We start from the raw sequence: 17,727 nt of genomic DNA, 5'->3' as shown, positions 1-17,727 counted from the left end.
AAGGGTGTAGTTTTTTACTCATCGTCATCTTTAAAGTGATCTTTTAAGCGATAAGACTTTCCATTAATAGGTACAACATGAGCATGGTGCAAAACTCTATCTAATATAGCATTTGCGATGATAGGATCATAAAAAATATCATCCCAAGCATTGAAATTTATATTAGTTGTTAAAATTGTACTTTTTTTCTCATATCGCATGTCAATGAGTTGGAAGAATAACTTAGAGTCTTCTTTATTTATCGGTAGATAGCCTAATTCATCTATTATTAGGAGCTTGTACTTACTAAAATGTTTAAGTCTAGAATCTAATCGATTCTCTAAATTTGCACGTTTTAATTGCTGTAATAAATCATGACATTTAATAAAGTATGTACTATATCTACGTTTTGCTGCCGCAATTCCTATAGATGTAGCAAGGTGCGTTTTTCCTACTCCACTAGGACCTAGGAAAACTATATTTTCTTGTGTATTTAGAAAGCGTAATGTTAAAAAATCTAATATCTAATCTTTATTAATGCTAGGTTGAAAGCTGAAATCAAAGTCTTTAACCTCTTTTTTATGAGGAAAAGCGCCTACTTTTACCATAGATTTAATCATATTTGCTTCTTTAAAATCTATTTCATAAGCTGTAAGCTTAATAAGAGCATCAACAAAGGATAAATTATTTTTAGTAGAAAAATCAATGACTTCGTCTAAATGATTAATCATTTGTTTAAATTTTAAATACTCTAGATTTTTTATAAGTTGTGTATATGCACTATTCATTTTTATATACCTCTCCTATTAAATTTAAATTTTGCCTAGCTTTCTTCATCATTTCATATGAGCTTTTATTAAATGTTAAAGCACTAATCTCAGCATAATGTTCTGCATGATAATTTAATTTTTGATTTTGTATATCATGAATAGTAACTAATTTTGTGCTATAATACACATGTAATTGATCATCATATACTTGAAGTTTTAGTCGTTTACCTATATATTCTGGTGGGACAGAATATTGGTTTGATTTGTATGAAATCATGCTTTGACTATTTACTTTAACAGATGTGGTGGTTATTTTGTAAAGATTTCTTATCTGATCTTTAGGCAGTTCTGATAAGAAATCTTTTTCTTTCTGTAAATGTAATATTGGTATTTTACCTGTTGATGTATGACATTTACTATTAATTCTATTGTTTAAATCTGAAACAAGTTTGTGTAATTGCTCATAGTTTAATGTTCCATTATATGCTCTTATTTCATCTAATAATTTCATAGGAGCTTCTACTTTGGCTTTGGTGTTAGGTCTACCTGCTACGCAAGGGTGAACTTTAAAGCCGTAATCTTTTGCAAACTGTTGAAATTTATTATTTACTTTTCCTTTAGAATAATTAGTTCTAGGTAAATCCATAACAGTTTTCATATTGTCCGTTAATAGTTCCTCCGGAACTCCTCCAAAAGCTTGAAATGATTCATCAAGAAAAGAAAATAACACTTCTTGTGTTTTATCGAGAGATAACTTGTACACTCTAAACCTCGAATATGAAAGTATTAATACAAAGACATTAACACTAATAATTTCTCCGGTATTTAAAACAAATTCTATGTTTTCTTTCCAATCTAGTTGTGCTTGTTTACCTTTACCTGTTTCATACCTCATAGGCGCAGCCTTCGATAGATGTCCTTTTATTCTGCTATTAAAATAGTGACTAAATTCTGGATGATTGGAGATATATCTTCTAAAAGAAGATTGAGCACAATCTAATCCATAATTATCTTTAAGATACTGCCATAAAATACGTTTATAATAAAATATTTGAATAGAATCTTTACCCAGAAGTTTTTTGATAATAGGTTCAAAATGGTCTATTTTAGATTTACGATTTCTAGTAGTAGGTTTTACATATCCATTTAAATATTTACCTACGGTGCGTGGATCAACGCCAAGTTCTCTAGCTATTTGACTTTTATTTACTTTCAAATTATTTTCCTCCATAATTAAATTTAATTTATGAAGATCCTCTAACTTATCTATTTGTATTTCAGAATTAATATTCATTTGTATAATCATAATTACCTCCAGTTTATTAAATGTTGGTAATTATAGTATTATACATAAATCTAATTCTTACATCCTTAGATGATCACTTTCTTGCATTCCCATAATAGCACTTATATATTGCATCTTCATCATTGATAGTCGGGAAATAAGCCTCAAGATACTTTTTCACCAATTCCTTATTCACAAGAATCACCTACTTCGAATTCAATTTTTTGTTTCAGTTTATGTGCTCGACAAGTTGGAATTTGTAAAGACATTAAGAATTTAAATCATCTTACAAATTTGAAACTCGTTTTTCAACTAATTTCTTGATTGTTGTTTTTAATTTGTTCCATTCTTGAGGCTCTACTTCAATATCAACTATCCCGGAAGAATTTATAATACTTAAATCAATTTGCTTCATATCAACTTTTCTTTTAATTCTTCGTGTTTTATAATGAGACTCATATTGTTCTACTAATCTTATGGCTTCAAAGTCAGAGTGTTCTACAATTTCATTTCTTTCATTGAGAACTAAAAACATCCATGTGATTCCATCTGTGAATATAACACAACCACATGATTTTATTTCTGCTGTTAGTTCACATTTATTCTTTCTAATATAATCTTCTAAATCTCTGTAATAACTTACTCCCTTCAGAGATAATATAGGACACTTTGTTTCTACCATTAAATATGGCTTGCAGGGGTTTATAAAACTATATTCTTTAGGAACAAAAATAAAATCCGGAACAATATAACCACCATTTTCATTTGAAGCACATATTATTCTCATTCGTTCTTTGTTTGTTGAGGGGTTATCTGATTTAGGTCCAGAATTTCTATCATTGTAAACAGGTATAATTTTCGTATCCTTCGTACAACACATTCTTAAAAATGGCATAAAAATCTCAGAGTAATAGACTTCTTGATTACAATCTTGGGATATTTCATAAAGGCGATCCATATATTTCTGAAATGATATTTCTTCAACATTTGTAACTATTTGAAAATTAGTCGAAGAATCTTCTTTTATTGTCTTATCCATATTTTTCATCATTCTACTCCTCAATAAATTCTAATTTTTTTTTGCATATCCTACATTTGTAAAAATTTTTTATTTTACTTGTTGACTCTCCACGTCAAATTCCTATTTAGCTTTTACTATTCTTTAATATTTTTATAGAACTATATGCAAGTACAGGAATAGCAACAATCAATATAATACCAAGCCCCCTTTTTAATATGTCTGGTAATTTAATTCCAATAATTGAAGAAAAACAAATTATAATAGTTGCAATCCCAACAATTAATAAACTGATCGCCCATGTTGTCCTATTTCTCTTATTATTCATTTTTTATCCCTCCAATTTACTATTTATAATACTAGTCTAAACTTTGTTTTAATTTTTCAAATGTTTTATCTACTGGTGTTAAGTAAATAGGAATTTATAGTTTATCAATATATTGCTTTGCCTGTACTAAATCCATAGAAGTAACTTCTCTTAACTTTTTAACCGCTTCAACTTCTTTCCCACTGTTTTTTAGATGAACTATATATTCTTTTTCTTCATCAGAAATAAAATATGTAGCTAATTGCTGATTTCCAGTTTCTTTACACAAAGTATCAATCTGTATCTGTTGAGATTCTACTTTCTTTTTTAATTTAGTGATTTCTATATAAAGTAAGATTCCAATAATAAACATTAAAGTTAATATACCATATTCCACAAATTTCAACTCCTCTACAAATTACCATTTTTATATTTTCTTTACATATTGGAATTTGTCTTTGATTGTTTTGCCACAAGAATCAATTACTTCTCTTCAGTGTATCTTTCTAGTTGCAAAAGTTCCTTAACCTCACTAAGGCGTAAATCCCAATACTTTTGCATAAGGTAAATAATTTTATTTTCTTCAACTTCGGCTTCACAGAGAGCCGCAATTGCCTTTTCAATTCCGCTGACTCTTTCTTGAAATGCAGCTTCATCTAGCCTTGCATTTTTATTTTCTCTTATGCGTTCCAACAATTCACTACCAAATCCCGAAAGGAAATCTCTAATAGAACGTGCCATATTTATTCCTCCTCTAAATTCCTATTTACACTCTACTTTTATCTAACCTAATAAATGCCTTAAGTATATTCTATCATTCCCAACTGTCTAAATACATAATTTTTCTACATATATTTTCCATCATCCCACTCTAATCCCCTTCCTTTAGTTTCCTCAATAGCTCTTTCCTTCTTTGCTTGTCCTTCAAGAACAGTCAAAGGTAAATGGTAATTATAATTATTACTTTTGTCATTAGAAATCATTTCAATCGCTGTCAATAACAATTCCATTCTTGCTTGAAGTTGCATTTTATCAGCCTTTTGTCTATTTAATTCAAAAGCTTTAAGAAGTGCTTCTTTTGTAAATTGTTCTGGTGGATATAGTTTTCTATTCCTGCACTTTTTTTCATCAGCAGTTGTAAAAGTTATATATTTTCTTTCATCTGTCCAATCAACTTTATAACCAAGCTTATTCATATTTTCTATGAACTCATCCTTACTTCTACTGCACCATTTACAATGCTTCACTGCAAGATACAGCTCGTATTTCCAACTTTGTTTTTTATCAGTTGCTCTATATTCTCCTCTATTCTTATGCTTTCCTTTTTCTCCATCAACAACAATAAGACCATATTCTTTGCATAATTCATCTGAGTATTCCTTTAAACTTTCTAATTGTTCCTTTGATAGTTGCCACTTATGTCCTTTTGTAAAGCTAACTGAATTAACAATAAAATGAGTATGAATATGTTCTTTATCTGTATGAGTTGCATATACCACCTGAAAATCTTTAAAAACTTCATGCTCTAAAAGCTTTTTACCTATCTCATTTATAATTTCTGGTGTAACTTTATCATTAGGTGAAAATGACTGAATAAAATGTATAAACTGCCTTCCCTTTTCTTTATTAAAATTCTGCTTAGTCATAACAAACTCTTCATAAGCTGTATCTAATGAGCAATCTTTTCCTCCTATTAAATTTTCTGATGTCTTTAGAGGATTCTTTATATAATTTATAGCTCTTTTCATACCTTTATAGGTATTATTTGAACCGTTAATAAATTCAATTACAGCCATAGCTTCACCCTTTTCACTTTTTTATAATTAAAAAAATCTGTTGATTTGCTTACAAATCACAGATTCTATTAATTCTCATTATTGTACTTATCAATCTATTATAAAGTCTTGACTTATTTGAGCCTTAGTAAATTTTTAAATTACTTTGCACAAATATATAAACTGCAAATTATTTTTCTTAACATTACATTGTTTTCTTCATAATTTGCCATTATAAATATTAACCATCATATAACTATTTTTTAGTTCATAGTTTTCCTCTGATAAAAGCACTTTTCACTTCCAGCATTTTATTCCATCTCAAAAGTAAATTTATACGAATTTCAGTTGGATTTTTACTACTAACAATCAATTTATGCAATTCCTCTAGATCAATAATATGAATCATTATTTTATATTTATTATTAATCTCTATTAACTTGAGTGCCCAGTCATTCCAATTCAAATTTGGATACATCTCTGAAATAATTACTATGCAATGTATTGTTTCAATTGATTCATTTGGAATTTTAATAATATTATTTAATTGACTAAAAATAGTTTCATTTCTTTTTATACTCTTTGTTGCTCCACAAAGCTGATTTAAAGCTTTTTTTATCTGTTTTTCAATATTTAAAGTGAATCGTTCACTAATTCTATCTGATTCAATATTAAAAATAGACATAACTTTAGATTCTATTATACAAATGTGGTTTTCATCCCAAGCTAAAATATCTGTCAATTCTCTTAGTTTATCTTTTTTATAAATCTGTGGAGACCTATAACTTCTTAAATCACCATATAATGATTCTATCAATTGAAATATTTGTTGTTCTAACCCACCACCTTCATCTTCATCATCAATTTTAAACTCTCCTGTTCCTACTCCTATTATATTTACAGGATTACTAAATATAAATTCACACTTGAATTTATAAAATATCGTTGAAGGCTCAAAAAATTTATTTATAAATATTTGTTCAATATCCGCTTTATATTTATCAAATATAGCATCATCTAATTTTCTAACATCTCCATAATATAATATCAAATTATTTAACGTAGAAAGTAACTTTTCAGATTCCATTTTATCAACATTACATACTGATGAAACTAAAGGTCTTGCTAATTCATCAAAAAAATGAATGTGCCACTCTTTATTGTTATTTTTAAGCAACGGCAAAAATAGTTTGCCCTCACTTTCCTTTCTAATAATTTGATATGTATTATAAGGATATTTTAGGTTATCCATTATAAATAATCCTAATACTAAAATATTTTGACCTTGATGTTCATAAATTGCTATATTTAAAAATGTATCAATTCCATTATAAATCGATTTAATCACATTAGTTGGAAGTTTAGCTATAATATGAGGATAATCGTTTCCTTCGACTTCTGTTATCCATATTCCAAAAGAATCACTTTGCATTTCCATATAGATTTTACCTGGTGGTATAAACACAACTTTTCCTCCCTTCCCCTAAAAACAATATATTATTAAATAGTTTTCGTCTACTTAATACCCTTTCATATAACCAGTGTATTTATTATGATTTTATCGAGAAATTATTCCATAGTCACCATAAACCAAATTCATTTATTCTTAAATATTGTAACTATATACCATATATATTTAAATTTCAAATAATTTAAAGAACTTAATTTCTTATTTTCTAATGCACACTAATTCCTCCCATATCTCCTTAAGCACCTTATTCACAGCACCTATGTCTGCACAACTAACCTTTCCTTGGTGGCAAAGCATAGTTAATTGATTAAGATTTGTACCTACTTTTGAAAGCTGATGAGTAAAATCTTTTATCCCATCAATAACAACAATTTCTTTATTTAATGCAGAAGATATAACATAATTACTAAAGATCATATTAGCTCTTTTTGCTTTCTTTTTTATTTGCTCTACTTCACTTTCTGTCATTCTTATATTAGTTTGAACATTTCTTTTCCTCATTCCTTCACTTCTTTCTAAGTTTTTAAAAAGGGCGTGGGGATTCCCCACTCTTTACAAGCTATTGGCTATACCAATAGGAAGCTTGCCTTCACCCCAAGCCCGTGGCTTTGGCTCAGTCCTCTTGGATATTGAAAAAAGAACTCTTTACCTTTCTAAAGACTTATATCATCAAACTCATTTGAGTAATCATTACTTCTATACATAGGTTCATCTTCACTTATTTTTGTTACCTTTGAATCCGTAATTAGAGCTATTAAATCTTCATTAAAATCTTTTCCTTTTGGTGTATGCCTTACAATTTCATATTTGTACTTATATTTATTAAATATCTGATTACATGCAAAATGCCCTGCCTCATCATTATCTAGGCAGAGCATTATTTTATTTATATTAGGATTCTCTTTTAAGTAGTATTCAAGAGCTTTATCAGCAACTCCTCCAAGAGAAATACAGTGATTTTCAAAATTCACTATATTATGCTTCTTAATCAATGTAAGATAACTCATCAAATCAATAGGTGCTTCAAATACACATACTGTATTGTTCTCTCCTTCCTTGCAAAAAGGGTAGGCTTTATCTGAATTTTTAACATCACATCTAAAGAATTTTCCAGTAGTATTAGTACTTCTTATACTTGCATATTTAGGATTATTTTCTTTGTCATACCCTACAAATACGCAGCTACCATACTTATTTTCATAAAGCTTGTGTTCTTTAACAAAATCTCTTACTATTTCCTTTTTAATACCCCTGGAATTTATAAGGTATGCAAAAATATGTTTAAAGGTAGTATTTTTCTCTGGAAGAATAAACTCGCCTTTGCTTTCTTCTTCAATAACTTCTGGATCTATATATTTTACAATTTCATCTGATTTCCCTATTAGAGTTTTTACAGCATCTACCCAAGACTTATTTTCTATTTCCATAACAAATTGAATGGCTCCACCACCTTTATTTTGAGAAAACCAGTTCCATTTATGACCATCACTATGAATATATAATCCTCCATAACCATCTATTTTAAAGGAACGAGAAGTAACTTGCTTTACAGGATAACCTAAACTTAAAGCATAACTTATTATATTTATACTGTTTGCAAGAGCTATTTCATCATCAGTAAATTTTAACTTTTTCCTTTCCATAAGTTTTTATCTCCTATAAAAACTAAAGCTCCAATTCCTCATCTAATTCAGAATTGAAGCTTTGTTTTTCCTCTATAATCCTTTTATCCTCCATCTTTATAGGTTCATATACTGCCATTCCATTTACTGAAGCTGGAACATAACCTTTTTCAGCCATAGAACAGTAATTTACTCCTGCAACTATAATATGATCATGTATTTTAATATCTAATGGTTGAAATATGTTTACAAGTTTTTGTGTTATTGCTTTATCTTCATTGGATGGTAAAATAGATCCTCCTGGATGATTATGTGCTAATATCATTGCCTTGCAATCACAAGCTAAAGCTTCTTTTAAAACATCCCTTGGATAAATTACTGCTTGAGAAACAGTTCCTTCTGATACTATCTTTGTCTGAATTATGTTATTTCCATTATCTAAAAATGCTATCATAAATTTTTCTTTATCCTTTATACCACTTAGTAGAGGAATAAAATAATCTGCTGCTTTCTCTGGAGTTGAAAATTTAATCTTATTTTCACTTTCATGAGCTTTAAGTAAGTTATATGATGCTATAAATTCATTAAGAAGTCCTATTTTTTGAAGTTGCTTTTCATTTGGTTCTATTATATTAGGATGTTCTAAAATATTAAAAGGATTATTTTCTTTTGCATATTCTTGAATTTTCTCTATAGGAATGCCCGTTAAATTGGTTAAACCTTTTAGAAAAGTATTGGTGTATAGCATGTTCTTATCCATTTACAATACACCTCCTATACTATCTAAATTAATTTCCTTGTAATTTAGAGTCTCTAAGACTAACTCTAAATTTTCTAATTTTTCATAAGCTTCATAAGGTAATTCCATTTTGTCGTAGTCCTTCAAGAAATTATCTACACCATAATTTTCAATATATACTGTTATTTTTTCTTCAGTATCCATATCAAGTTCCAAAAGCTGTGCTATTAGAGAACTTAAATACTTATAATTATCTCGGTTTATTCCTTTATTTTTATTCATTTATATCACCTTTTTCTATTAACTTTTTAAATAAAAATAAAAAGACCTGTTTGATAACAAGCCTTATATAATAATATTATTTAGTTAAGCTCTATGCTGCAATCTACTTTATCACATGCTCTACCTACTGAGCTAACTCCCCGTAAATACCGCATAGAGCTATTATTATGAACAAAACATTCATAATACACCACTTCCCTTCGTATTTATCTTTGATAATTCCAATTAGGTTACCAATAGTAGCGCTAATTATTGATTCTCCAATCAAAATAAGGGCATAAATACTTATGGTTGTTAGTGCGGGGAGTGTAGGATTCGAACCTACGACCTTGGCAAACAAATTTATATTTAAATTATATACTTATTTTATTTTTTATACTACCATCTCTTCTTCATTTTCAAATTCATTTTTTCCTTCTTTTTTATCCATAAATGCATCTTCATCTACTATAACTTCAGCATCTTTTTTATTAAGATCCAGTAATAAGTTTAATTCAAATTGTCTTGATAGCTTTTCTTTTAATGCTTCTTCATAAGGAAATGGTTTTTCATATTCTATCTTTGACTGTTCTAAGTTTCTTTTATATTCCTCTATCTTTGTTTCTATATTTTGCATTTTACTTTCAAGATTATTTAGCACATTTTCAATTCTAAGCATATTTCCATGAGCACTATCTCCAAGGTCTAGAGTGTATTTTAAATTACCATGAATTAAAAGTTCAAACTTTTCATAAAAGAGATTTTTTCTAAGTTTTAATTCAAATCCTTTATAGCTTCCTACATGAAGTTCTTCACCTTTAGGTATCTTGTTATAAAGGCTTTGAAGCATTGTTCCTGCCTTTTCTCTTTCATCAAATAATTTGCCATTTATAATTATTGAAAAGTCCTTACCATCTTCCATATTTCTTTTATCAATATCCTTAATAACATATTCTAGCTGACTATTAGCTTCACTAATAAGTTTAGGATATTTATAAGTAAAGTTGTCCTGTAAAGTATATTTTTGACTATCATAGGCAGCTTTTAAAACTCTTAGTCTTGAAACCTCGTTATCAACATCCATCTTTTCCTTTATTAACGGATTTCCTGTGGCTAAAGCTTTAACTTCTGCATAAGAAAGTACTGTTTCATCTACATCCTCACAGTTTCTTGCAACAGATTTTGAAGTCATTATCTGCGATATGAACTTCTGCTTTTGCTCTACAATCTGCCATAAATAGCTGTCAAAAGTATCTTTAGTAACATACCTATATATATTTACTTCTGGATTAATATTTCCTTGCCTTAAAATTCTGCCTTCGCGCTGTTCAATATCAGAAGGTCTATAAGGACAATCTAAATGATGAAGTGATATAAGCCTATCTTGAATATTAGTTCCTGTCCCCATTTTAGGTGTACTTCCTATGATTACTCTTTTATTTCCAGACCTCATATCTGAAAATAACTCTTCTCTTTGTACTTCGTTTTTAGCATCATGAATAAAACATATTTCATTTTTAGGTATACCTTTTCTTACAAGCTCATCTTTAATGCTATTATAAATAGAAAAACGCCCATCTGAATTAGGCGTTCCCACATCACAAAATACTATTTGAGTTCCTTTTATACTTTCTGATTTTTTATATTCTTCATAAATATTTTCAATACACTTATTCACCTTTGAATCGGGCTTATTTATAGCCTCTTTATTAATAAGTCTTGGATCAGTACCTAAAAGTCTTGCTTCATTGGTTATCTTAAGCATATTATCTACAGATGGATCAACCATACCATTTCTAATTCTTTCTGCTCTTTCTAGATAGTTTTCCATCTCATATTTTATAAATTCACTTGGATTTGAAGATACTAAAATATATTTATTCTCTTTGAGTTTTGGTATTGGCAGCTTTAACATGTCTGCGGTTTGAACATCTGCTATATTTTTAAATAAGGTCATAAGCTCTGGAAGGTTTGTAAACTTTGAAAACCTGCTTCTAAATCTATATCCTGTACCCTCTGGAGCAAGTTCTAGTGATGAAACTACTTCACCAAAGCTTGCTGCCCAAGCATCAAAATGCTGTATTCCTCGCCTTTCTAGTTCATGATTTTGAAGATATCTCTGCATTACATACATTTCTGTCATAGAGTTTGAAATAGGAGTTCCTGTTGCAAATATTACTCCTCGGCCCTCATTAATCTCATGGATATATTGGCATTTCATAAGCATATCGCTTGCTTTTTTAGCTCTTGTATTGGATATTCCCGCCACATTTCTCATTTTAGAAAATACTGCACAGTTTTTATAATAATGTGCTTCATCTACAAACATAGTGTCTATACCAAGCTCTTCAAAGTTTATAATATCATCCTTTCTTGATTCATCAAGAAGTCTTTTAAGTTCACTCTCTAAACTTTTTTTAAACTTTTCCATCTGCTTTATAGACCAGTTTTCTCCTCTTTCCCTTTTGGTAGCCTCAATAGCATAAGTCATTTGGTCTATCTGATAATTTAACATTTTCTCTTGTCTTTCCTTTGAAATTGGTATCTTTTCAAACTGAGTATGTCCTATAATTATGGCATCATAAGCTCCTGTAGCAATTCTGCTTACAAATCTCCTTCTGTTCTGCTTTTGAAAATCTTTCTTTGTAGTAACTAAAATATTCGCTGAAGGATATAATCTTAAAAATTCTGCTCCCATCTGCTCTGTTAAATGATTAGGAACTACAAATATGCTTTTTTTAGAAAGTCCCAATCTTTTAAGTTCCATAGCACTTGATATCATTTCAAAACTTTTTCCTGCACCAACGCAATGAGCAAGAAGTGTACTGCCTCCATAAAGAATTCTTGCTATAGCATTTACTTGATGTTTCCTAAGTTTAATATCTGGATTCATACCTGGAAAAGTTAAATGCGTTCCATCATACTCTCTAAGCCTTATGTTATTAAAGTTTTCATTATAAAATTCAACATACCTCTTTCTTCTGTCAGGATCTCTAAATATCCAATTTTTAAATTCTTCTTTAAGCTGATTTTGCTTTTCTCTTGCCAGCATGGTTTCCTTTTGATTAAGTACATACCTTACAGTATCTCCATCTTCTATTCTGTCTTTTACAGTAACAGTTCTAAGATTTAAAGTTTCTTCAATAATATAATAGGCATTAAGTCTTTTTGTTCCATAGGTTTCTGTTGCAGCTACAGAATATCCATATACTCCTTTGTTTTCAATAGCCCATGAGGCATTATAATTATTATAATGCACTTTTACTTCATTACTGCTATAACGAGAATCTGAATTTTGAGCATACTTTGGAGTTCCTAATGTTTCATAAATAAAATTTTCTATATCACTTTCTTCAATCCATGTTGTTCCAAGCCTTATGTCAATTTCACTAGCTTCTAAATTTACTGGCTGCACCTTTTCTAATGCTTCTACATTTTGAGTAAAAAGCTCTGGATTAGTTTCCACATAAAGTTTTGCTAATTTTAATTTCTGCCTTACATTACCACTTAAATATTCATCTTGAGTTTCCCAGCCTTGAAGTAAATCATCTTTATTATATTTTTCAGGATTTAAGAATATCAAACCTTTAAGTTCATTTATAATGTTTTCTCTTGTGCTATCATAAATTTCTAACATTAGAGATAAATCTACTGTTCCTTTTTCATTTAGACTTACTGTAAGAGCTTCAATTGCTGTATCAACTTCTGTTATCTTTATCTGTGGTCTTATTGTTTGTTTTGTGAACATATCAGCTTTAGTAACATTCTTATTTTCATCTACTACTTCAAGAGAACATAAAAGAGGATAATCATTGTCATCTCTAAAAGCTGTATTATTGGTTCTTGCTGTTATATGCCCATGTTTCTTAACAAAAGTATCATATCTTCTATTTAAGATTTCCTGCTTTTCTTTTAGCTCTTCTTGATTGCAGCCATTTGTTTGAATTTCTATTATTTCTCTAGTAATTTCTCTTATAGAATGAAGTCCTTTTATCCTCTCTAAAGTTTTTCCTGTAACTTCAATTTTTCTCATTACAGCATTTTCTCTATAATACAACTGATTATCTATAAAAGTGTAAGTATAGTTTCTGATGTTAGGATCAGCAGGGATACAATCTTCTGCATTAACTTCTTCTCTTTCAAAACTTGTTATGTTAGCATTTAAATTACCTACTGCTTTTTCCAAAGCTTCTTTTAAATCAAAGTTTTCATCATCATTAACCAAAGCTGTATATTTGCTACCTTCTCCAAACATTCTCTGATCAAAAACCATTTTTCCAAGAAGCATTTCTGCATTATCAAGAAAGTATTCATTTATAGGAACTCCATCTTCTGTTTTAGATACATGAAGCCAATTTTCTTCTGTAACTTGTACCCTTTCTCTCTTTTGAAGAAATATAATATCAGCAGTAACATCTGTATTAGCATTTGATTTAAAAGCCGTATTGGGAAGTCTTATTGCTCCAATTAATTCTGCTCTTTCTGCAATGTACCTTCTTACACTATTGTTTTCTTTATCCATAGTCCCCTTAGATGTTATAAAAGCTATAATTCCGCCTGGTCTTACTTTATCTAAAGCCTTAGCAAAGAAATAATCATGTATTAAAAAATTTTGTTTATCATATTTAGAATCATGCAACTTATAATCTCCAAAGGGAACATTACCTATAGCAACATCAAAGAAATTATCTGGATAGTTATTTTCTTCAAAGCCTTGTATTTTAATATTCGCCTTTTGATATAGCTGCTTTGCTATTCTCCCTGAAATATCATCAAGTTCTACTCCATATAACTTAGAATCTTTCATGCTGTCTGGAATCATAGAAAAGAAATTTCCAACTCCCATGGAAGGTTCTAATATATTTCCTGTTTTAACCCCAAAGCTTTCAAGAGCCTTGTATATTCCTTCAATAACTGTAGTTGAAGTATAATGAGCATTCGGTGTTGAAGCTCTTGCAGATACATATTCCTCAGGAGTAAGTAGTGCTTTTAACTCTGCATACTCACTATTCCATCCTGTACTATTAATATCAAAGGCTTGTGCCATACCTCCCCATCCTACGTACTTAGCAAGTATTTTCTGTTCTTCTGGTGTTGCCAATCTATTTTCTTCTTCAATAACCTTTAATGTTTTAATGGCTTCTATATTGTTTCTAAATTTAGTTTTAAGTCCTCCAACACCAATTTCATCTTCTAAACTATATCTGTAATTTATTTTCTTAACTTTTTCTTTTACATCTACTTTTTTTTTGTGTTCAGTCATTTTATTAACTTCATTGTTATTTAACCAGCCTAATATATTACTTTCATAGTTTTCTATGGATTTATTTTTATACTCTTCCCAAGTTGAATTTTTATCTGTATTTCTATCTTCTTCATTGTTAATAACTTTACTTTTTTCATCTTTAATATCTTGTATATTTTTATCTTCATTATGATTATTTTCAGGCATTAAAAAAGAGCCACTAGCTTGTGGCTCAAAAATATCTACTTGCTTTATCTCGTTTTGTATACTATCTCGTGAAGAACTATCTCTTCTGCTGTTTCCTTTATCAGTGCCCTGTGTTTGAAGTTCTCCATTGTGTTTTCTGGATTCTGTATGGGATTTGTCTTTAACATTTGCTCCATCAATATTTCTAACCTCTGATAAGCTTCCTCGTTTACTTGGTGCATTTTCTCTATCAATTCCCCTTGGGCTAGAAGTAGACTGTATCTGCTCTGATGATTGTTCTTTAGATAATTCATTGCCATTTGTCCATATTTCCCTAAGGGTTTCTGATCTGCTTCCTTGTCCTTGGATATTTGTATCTCTGGATAAAATATTCCGTCTATTTCCTTGTAATTTAAGTTTAGATTCTCTCTCATGATTTTTTTCGCTCCTTTGCTCTTTTATAATTTTTAATATTTCGCTTTCAAATTCTCTAAGAATTTGCTGAGATATACTACACACAGAATTTCCAAGTCTAAAGGTTAATGGTAGTGTATTAAAATGATTTATTACTCTAAAACTATTATCATCAAAGTTTGAAGCTTGTATCCCACATCTTTTTGCCACCATATAATTTATACTTTCAATAACACTTTGAGTAAAACAACTTATAAAACCTTCTTCTGGTAATTTTTCAAGCCATGTTTCTTTAATATCTTGTTCATAACCTTCTAAAATATTATCAAAACTTTCATTAACTTTAATATCAGTAATCTTTGATATTAACTCTTCAATAGAACTGCTACTTAAATTATATTTTTCATTTATATTTTCTAAAAATTTTTCACTAATAACATCATTTAACTTCCATAGCTTAGGAATAGTATGAGGTTCTCCATTGGTATCTTTAACATCAAATAAATAGGTTAATTTAAGAGTTGGCATTGAGGTATCAAAAACTGCTATACTTCTTGTTCCTTTGTTTACATACCTTCCTATTTTTTTATTCCATATTTCCATACTGGCAACCATGGTAGCATTAGGTCTTTGAGCATAAATTAAAACTGAATTGTCAAAGTTATATTTATAAATTTTTGATGCAAAGTCTAAGAATTCTTTCCATTCTTTTTTATTGCTTGTAACTATTCCTGTTACTTTTTCGTAGATTTCTCTTACTTCTGTTAATCTACTCATCAAGTACCTCCTTCCCCTGAGTTTCAAAATATAGCTTTAAAGCCTTATCAATAATATCTTCAATCTCTGGCTGCTTAGCTTCTGGCTTAAAATATTTGTTTATTAGTTTTTGCTTTAACTTTATATAAGCAGGCTTATTTGATATTGTTCTTTTGTTAAGTTCTCCTGAAAGAATTGAATAAGCTGTTTTTTCATTTAGTTTACCTTTTTCTGAGTAATCTCTAATAACTTCAGCTTTTTTCATATCTATTTTGTAGTTATTCTCTGCTGTAATTTCTACAATCATATTTTGCTGTTCTTCTGATAAATATGATAAATCCACACCTGCTCTTATAGATATTTCTCCTTTATCTAAAAACTCTTTTATTTCATCTATCAACTTGAAAATTCTTAAATATCTTGCTATAGAATTTTTAGAAAGTTTATATGTTTCTCCTATTTCTTCATGGGTTCTTAACTTTTTCCCCAATGGGGAAAAAGTTTCATCCTCCTTGATTTCATTGGATTTAGAAAGTCTTTCTATCTCATTTAATAGGTCATTTCTAATTCCTTGATTAGCCATAGCTTTATGTCTTGTATAAATAACAGCAGCTCTTTCTGAATGAAGTAAATCTGAAAATGACCTTTGCATTGTATTTGTTTCAGTAACAATTAAAGTAGCTTCATCTTCTGTAAGTCCTTCCTTAATAACTGCTGGCACTTTAAGTATTCCTACAAGTTTTGCAGCATTAACTCTATTATGACCAGATAGAATCTGATAGCTTGTACCCATAGGTCTTACAACTATAGGTACTATAACTCCAAACTCCTTAATACTTTCTACCATGTCATTTAGTCTTTCTCCTTCATATAGCTTAAAAGGATGATTACTAAAAGACACCAATTTTTCTATTTCAATTTCTGTTATTCCTGATTTAGTTTCTTTTTCAGGTTGAGTATCTCCAAACATATCATCTAAACTCATTAATCTTTTTTCACTCATAGTGCTGCTACCTCCTTTGCAAATTCCATATAAGCTATGGATACTTTATTCTTAGGATCATATTCTATGGTGCTTTTACCTCTCATATTTGCTTCTCCAACCTTTACCGATGTTGGTATCTTGCTTTCAAAGATATGAATATGACTTCCATAAGCTTCTTGAATAATTGATAGCACTTCCTTTGAAAGTTTCATTCTTTCTGCATACATTGTAAGCAGTATGCCATCAACTTTAATATTAGGATTTATTCTTTTCTTTACTCTAATAATATTCCTAAGAAGTAGCTCCAAGCCTTTAGCTGAAAGATATTGAGGAGTAACAGGAATAATTACACTATCACAAGCAGCTAGTGCATTTATAGTAAGCATTCCAAGTGATGGTGAACAATCAATAATAACGTAGTCATAATCAGTTTTTACTTCATCAACTATAGATTTTAAAACCAGTTCCCTACTCATAACATTAACAAGTGCTATTTCTATTGCTGATAACTCTAAGCTACAAGGAATAATATCAATATTTCCTGCTGAAAGAATATACTCTTCTTTTTTAGGTAAACTTTTCTCTTCAATAGCCATTGCCATAAGATTATATATTGTTGTTTTTATACTATCCGTATTATCATAGCCAAAGCATACTGTTAAGCTACTCTGAGGATCAAAGTCTATAAGTAGTACCTTCTTTCCCATTTCTGCTAATGCATATCCTAAATTTAAAGTTGTTACAGTTTTAGCTACTCCTCCTTTCTGATTAACAATAGAAATTATTTTATTACTAATCATAAAATTTGCCTCCTTATTCTTGTAAACTTTTTAGTTTCTTTATAAACTCAATTATATCTTATGTCAATATTTTTGTAAACTAAATAATTTCTATAAATTTAATAAAGTTGCTAT

At 29.3% G+C, this 17,727-nt stretch carries 13 protein-coding genes and 2 pseudogenes; all 15 read right to left on the bottom strand.

The features are described from left to right. Positions 1–14: 14 nt before the first annotated feature. Positions 15–767 (bottom strand): annotated as a pseudogene (gene istB / locus BN1711_RS06655) (IS21-like element ISCbo2 family helper ATPase IstB). A 2-nt stretch (positions 768–769) separates the two neighbouring features. Further along, positions 770–2,055, bottom strand: a pseudogene (istA, locus tag BN1711_RS06650) (IS21-like element ISCbo2 family transposase). A 265-nt stretch (positions 2,056–2,320) separates the two neighbouring features. Further along, positions 2,321–3,097: a hypothetical protein gene (locus BN1711_RS06645; RefSeq protein WP_129582136.1), complete on the bottom strand. Its 777-nt coding sequence runs from the start codon at positions 3,095–3,097 to the stop codon at positions 2,321–2,323. Between the two features lie 82 nt (positions 3,098–3,179). After that, positions 3,180–3,380, bottom strand: coding sequence for a hypothetical protein (locus tag BN1711_RS06640; RefSeq protein WP_050607386.1), 201 nt, complete (start codon positions 3,378–3,380; stop codon positions 3,180–3,182). 94 nt (positions 3,381–3,474) lie between these two features. After that, a complete protein-coding gene (locus tag BN1711_RS06635; RefSeq protein WP_050607385.1) occupies positions 3,475–3,756 on the bottom strand; it encodes a 50S ribosomal protein L7/L12 in 282 nt (93 codons plus the stop codon). A gap of 86 nt (positions 3,757–3,842) precedes the next feature. Beyond that, entirely contained in the window at positions 3,843–4,100 is a 258-nt protein-coding gene (locus BN1711_RS06630) for a hypothetical protein (RefSeq protein ID WP_050607384.1), read from the bottom strand. A gap of 104 nt (positions 4,101–4,204) precedes the next feature. Then, positions 4,205–5,155, bottom strand: a complete 951-nt coding sequence (locus BN1711_RS06625) for a relaxase/mobilization nuclease domain-containing protein (protein ID WP_050607383.1) — start codon at positions 5,153–5,155, stop codon at positions 4,205–4,207. Between the two features lie 247 nt (positions 5,156–5,402). Then, positions 5,403–6,599: a hypothetical protein gene (locus BN1711_RS06620; protein WP_050607382.1), complete on the bottom strand. Its 1,197-nt coding sequence runs from the start codon at positions 6,597–6,599 to the stop codon at positions 5,403–5,405. Between the two features lie 204 nt (positions 6,600–6,803). Further along, positions 6,804–7,154, bottom strand: a complete 351-nt coding sequence (locus BN1711_RS06615; protein ID WP_243128209.1) for a MobC family plasmid mobilization relaxosome protein — start codon at positions 7,152–7,154, stop codon at positions 6,804–6,806. 104 nt (positions 7,155–7,258) lie between these two features. After that, on the bottom strand, positions 7,259–8,248 hold the full coding sequence (locus BN1711_RS06610) for a DUF3991 and toprim domain-containing protein (RefSeq protein ID WP_050607380.1): 990 nt from the start codon (positions 8,246–8,248) through the stop codon (positions 7,259–7,261). A gap of 22 nt (positions 8,249–8,270) precedes the next feature. Continuing rightward, complete coding sequence (locus BN1711_RS06605) at positions 8,271–8,987, bottom strand: JAB domain-containing protein (RefSeq protein WP_050607379.1); 717 nt, start codon at positions 8,985–8,987, stop codon at positions 8,271–8,273. Further along, complete coding sequence (locus BN1711_RS06600) at positions 8,988–9,248, bottom strand: hypothetical protein (RefSeq protein ID WP_050607378.1); 261 nt, start codon at positions 9,246–9,248, stop codon at positions 8,988–8,990. 373 nt (positions 9,249–9,621) lie between these two features. Beyond that, a complete protein-coding gene (locus BN1711_RS06595; RefSeq protein WP_050607377.1) occupies positions 9,622–15,849 on the bottom strand; it encodes a DEAD/DEAH box helicase family protein in 6,228 nt (2,075 codons plus the stop codon). Then, complete coding sequence (locus BN1711_RS06590) at positions 15,842–16,831, bottom strand: ParB N-terminal domain-containing protein (protein ID WP_050607376.1); 990 nt, start codon at positions 16,829–16,831, stop codon at positions 15,842–15,844. The genes BN1711_RS06595 and BN1711_RS06590 overlap by 8 nt, the downstream gene beginning before the upstream one ends. Next, positions 16,828–17,613, bottom strand: coding sequence for a ParA family protein (locus BN1711_RS06585; RefSeq protein ID WP_050607375.1), 786 nt, complete (start codon positions 17,611–17,613; stop codon positions 16,828–16,830). The genes BN1711_RS06590 and BN1711_RS06585 overlap by 4 nt, the downstream gene beginning before the upstream one ends. Positions 17,614–17,727 lie beyond the last annotated feature (114 nt).

Source organism: Clostridium niameyense, from assembly GCF_001243045.1.
GTDB classification, from domain to species: domain Bacteria; phylum Bacillota; class Clostridia; order Clostridiales; family Clostridiaceae; genus Clostridium_F; species Clostridium_F niameyense.
The sequence above is the reverse complement of the archived record's forward strand: the minus strand, read 5'-3'. Positions and strand labels throughout refer to the sequence as shown.